The organism is Microcoleus sp. Pol12B4, from assembly GCF_036701385.1.
Classification (GTDB): domain Bacteria; phylum Cyanobacteriota; class Cyanobacteriia; order Cyanobacteriales; family Microcoleaceae; genus Microcoleus.
In genome coordinates, this window is record NZ_JAUBQR010000359.1 from 1 (window position 1) to 3665 (window position 3665).

A 3665-nucleotide genomic window follows, 5' to 3' on the forward strand; every position below is an offset into this window, starting at 1 on the left:
CGAACAAATAATTTCCGGCAGTTACGACGGAACTGTTCAAGTCTGGAGTTTGTCAGAAAGAAAGCAACTTTTCACTTTAGGAAAACACAGCAGTTTCGTTCAAGCTGTGGCAGTCAGTCCCGACGGCAAACGGGTAATTTCCGCTTCGGGCGACAAAACGCTGAAAGTTTGGAATCTGGAAACAAAAGAAGAACTTTTCACTTTTACCAATCACATCGCCCCAGTGAATGCTGTGGCTGTTACCCCCGACGGCCAGTGGATAGTTTCTGGTTCTTCTGACAAAACTCTCAAAGTTTGGCACTTAGAAGTAGGCAAAGAAAATTTATCATTTGCAGGTCACGATGACTGGGTAAATGCTGTAGCAGTGACGGCGGACGGTACGAAATCGGTTTCCGGTTCAGGAGACAACAACATTAAAGTCTGGAATCTCAAAAACGGACAGGAAATTTTTACTATTTCGGGACATCAAGATTGGGTAAAAGCGATCGCAACCACACCGGATAGCAAGCGAGTAGTTTCGGGTTCCGGCGACAAAACAGTGAAAGTTTGGGATCTAGAAACCGGAAAGGAAATCTTTACTTTCAGTGGTCATACAGACTGGGTAAATTCTGTGGCAGTGACGGCAGACGGAACGATGGCGATTTCCGCTTCTGGAGACAAAACTATTAAAGTTTGGAATCTAGAAACAGGAGAGGAACTTTTTACTTTTTCAGGTCATGAGGACGGGATAAAAGCTGTGGCAGTTACTCCCGACAGCAAGCGGGTTATTTCGGCTTCCGGCGACCAAACTCTGAAAGTTTGGAGTTTGGGAAAAGAAAAGAATATTTTGGCAAATTTATGGAATTTAGCCGTCAAAAATCTACTTTTTACTCTCAAAGGTCATGAGAGTTTTGTGAATGCTGTGGCAGTTACGGCGGATGGCAAATGGGCGATTTCAGGAGGGCGGGAACACAATTTGAAAGTTTGGGATTTGTCAAGTAGAAAAGAAGTTTTTACTTTGGCAGGTCATGCTGATGCGGTAACATCTGTGGCGACTATGGCAACAAAGGCAATTTCTGTTTCGGACGATAATACTCTCAAAGTTTGGGATTTGTTAAGTCGAGAAGTAATTGCTAGTTTCAGGGGAGATAGTGCTTTGAAAGCTTGCGCTATTGCACCTGATGGGGTGACAATTGTGGCGGCGGAAGCTTCGGGACAGGTGCATTTTTTGAGGTTAGAAGAGGGGAAATAGTCATTAGCTATCAGTCATTAGTCATTAGTTATTATGCCGATCGCACTTTTAAATTTTAGCAAAAGTGCGATCGCTCTTTTCCCCCATCTAGTTTACAATTGTTCCGGGTCAATTCCCATCGCTGGCAGTCTTTCTGCCAGTACAGCAGCCTGCTGTTCGGCTTGTTCTGCACGCTCTTCGGCTTGTTCCAAGCTACGAGAAACCTCCTCATACAGCGGATTCCAGGTTTATTAAGTACAGTAGCAGCAGCTTGTAAACCAGTTTTTAAAGTGCTTAATATTAACCAAATCAAGCGCCGTAGCTAGTAAAACATCAACCATCTTGGTAGTAGTGGGCGAAAACTTACGTAAAAAAGCTTTGAGTTGTGACCACCATAATTCGATTGGATTAAAGTCAGGAGAATAGGGTGATAAATTCAGAACACTTGCACCAGCGGCTTGAATCAGTGGTTCAATCACCGCCAACTTATGGGCTGGTAGATTATCAATTAACTTCCACTGCACCCTCCCATAAGTTTTGCACTAAGCACTGTTCAACAAAAACTGCAAATGCCTGACTATCCATCGACCCGTTGAGCGTCATTAATCCTACTAGTTTTTTTAAGCTGATTGCTCCAATAACTGTGAATGAGAGCACCCCGATAAAATGGTTTTAAATCATAGACTCTACTACCACAGTTTGAACGTGCATGGGTTCGTGTTAACCCCCAGAGAACACCCATTTTATCCAAAAAAACGAGGTTGTCAGGGTCGATATTTTTCACTTTGTCCCAATATTCACACCTCAAAAGTTGCACTCGGTCAGTGGCAGATTGACTACTCCGTATTGTCTTTTTTTTCTCGTCAGATTTTCTTTGATTAATTCGCGACACATCATACTAGGACTGACAGATTGTTGGTAGCTATCTAGCCAATATTCACAATATTCTAATAAGGTACTATCAGGGTATTTTTCTACCATCTGGGCCAATTTATCTGTGGACGAGTGCAACACACTTTTAAGGCTTCCACCCTGTTTTTTTGGTTGAACTTGACCAGTCGTTTGTTTTTGTTTTAAGATTTTTTGAACAAAGGCTTTACTCACATCAAAACGTTGGGCTACTTTCCTGACTCATGTATCACCTTGTTCATAGGCTTTAATTATTTTTTTAAGAAACTCGAGCGAATAAGCTTTTATTTTTTCTGCTGATGTACTGAATGTAGTGTACCACATTTACATGGAATTTGCTGTAACTTGTAAACAGTTCGCCGTCAGGGCGGTAAATTTGCAACTCTTCACCCGACGCTCCTCTGTGGAACAGGCGCCCCGCCTGTGAATTCCTGCAATTAATTAAAAAAAAATCTCATTCACAAAAGAGCGCATCGAAAATAGGGCGGACACCACCCGCCCTACCAAACTACTTCCTCAGCAGCTTCACCCCGCGAATCGAATAATCCAAAAGCTCAATTGGGTGCATTAAAGTAACTTCCTTTCCCTGCAACTCCAAATGCTTCTTAATTTGCAAAGAACAACCCGGATTAGAAGAAGCAATCAACTCCGCCCCAGTATTCAGCAAATTCTCCACCTTTTGCGCTCCCAATTCATCAGCCACATACGGCTGAAGCATATTGTAAACTCCCGCACTCCCGCAGCACAAAACCGCATCCATAGGTTCTTTTAACTTCACCCCAGGGATTTGTTGCAGCAACTGACGCGGCTGCAAACTAATCTTTTGCCCGTGCAACAAATGACACGCATCTTGATACACAATTGTCAAATCTCCGTCAATCAAAGGATTGAGTTTCGCCGTAATTCCTGCACTTGCCAAAAACTCTTGCACGTCCTTAACATTAGCAGCAAATTTCTCCGCTTTATCCCGATATTGCGGGTCCTCTGCTAAAATGTGACCGTATTCTTTCAAAGTATGACCGCACCCAGCAGCGTTGATAATCACAAAATCAACGCCAGTATTTTCAAAGCTATCAATCATTTGTCTTGCCAAAGCTTTCGCCTGTTCCGCTTGGCCTTGGTGTTCCGGCAAAGCAGCACAGCATCCCTGACTTTTCGGAATCACAACCTCGCAACCGTTAGCCGTTAGAACTCGCACAGTAGCCTCATTAACCGGCGAAAATAACAGCCGCTGCACGCAGCCTAAAATCACGCCGACTCGATAGCGTTTCTCTCCTTGTGCCGGAATTACCTCTGGTAAATTATCTCGGAAAGAATCGACAGTAACTTTAGGCAAAATTGATTCCATCGCCGCCAAGCGAGGGAATACTTTTTTCAACAAACCTGTTTTGCGGACAAGTTTTGGCAGTCCTAATTTTTGATAAATAAACAGGGGTACAAGCAAAGGCCGCAATCTGTGAGGATAAGGGAAGAGATTAAAAATCAGAGTGCGAATTACATTGTCGGAAAAAGTGCGTTCCTGATTTCTAGTAACTTGGTGGCGAGT

4 protein-coding genes are annotated in these 3665 nt (G+C 43.4%); 1 reads left to right on the forward strand and 3 read right to left on the reverse strand.

Going from position 1 to position 3665, the window contains the following annotated elements; translation table 11 throughout:
• Nucleotides 1-1231: WD40 repeat domain-containing protein (locus QUA38_RS27995; RefSeq protein ID WP_333167647.1), on the forward strand; the 1231-nt coding region annotated here is incomplete at its 5' end.
• Between the two features lie 230 nt (nucleotides 1232-1461).
• On the opposite strand, the gene QUA38_RS28000 is transcribed toward QUA38_RS27995, so the two are convergent.
• The 3 genes from QUA38_RS28000 to QUA38_RS28010 all read right to left on the reverse strand — a co-directional run.
• Nucleotides 1462-1734 carry a transposase gene (locus QUA38_RS28000; RefSeq protein WP_333167649.1) on the reverse strand — a complete coding sequence of 91 codons (273 nt, stop codon included), beginning with the start codon at nucleotides 1732-1734 and terminating at the stop codon, nucleotides 1462-1464.
• A gap of 280 nt (nucleotides 1735-2014) precedes the next feature.
• Entirely contained in the window at nucleotides 2015-2314 is a 300-nt protein-coding gene (locus QUA38_RS28005; RefSeq protein ID WP_333167651.1) for a hypothetical protein, read from the reverse strand.
• A 313-nt stretch (nucleotides 2315-2627) separates the two neighbouring features.
• Nucleotides 2628-3665, reverse strand: a 1038-nt coding sequence (locus tag QUA38_RS28010) for a (Fe-S)-binding protein (protein ID WP_333167653.1), incomplete at its 5' end; no start/stop codon positions are given.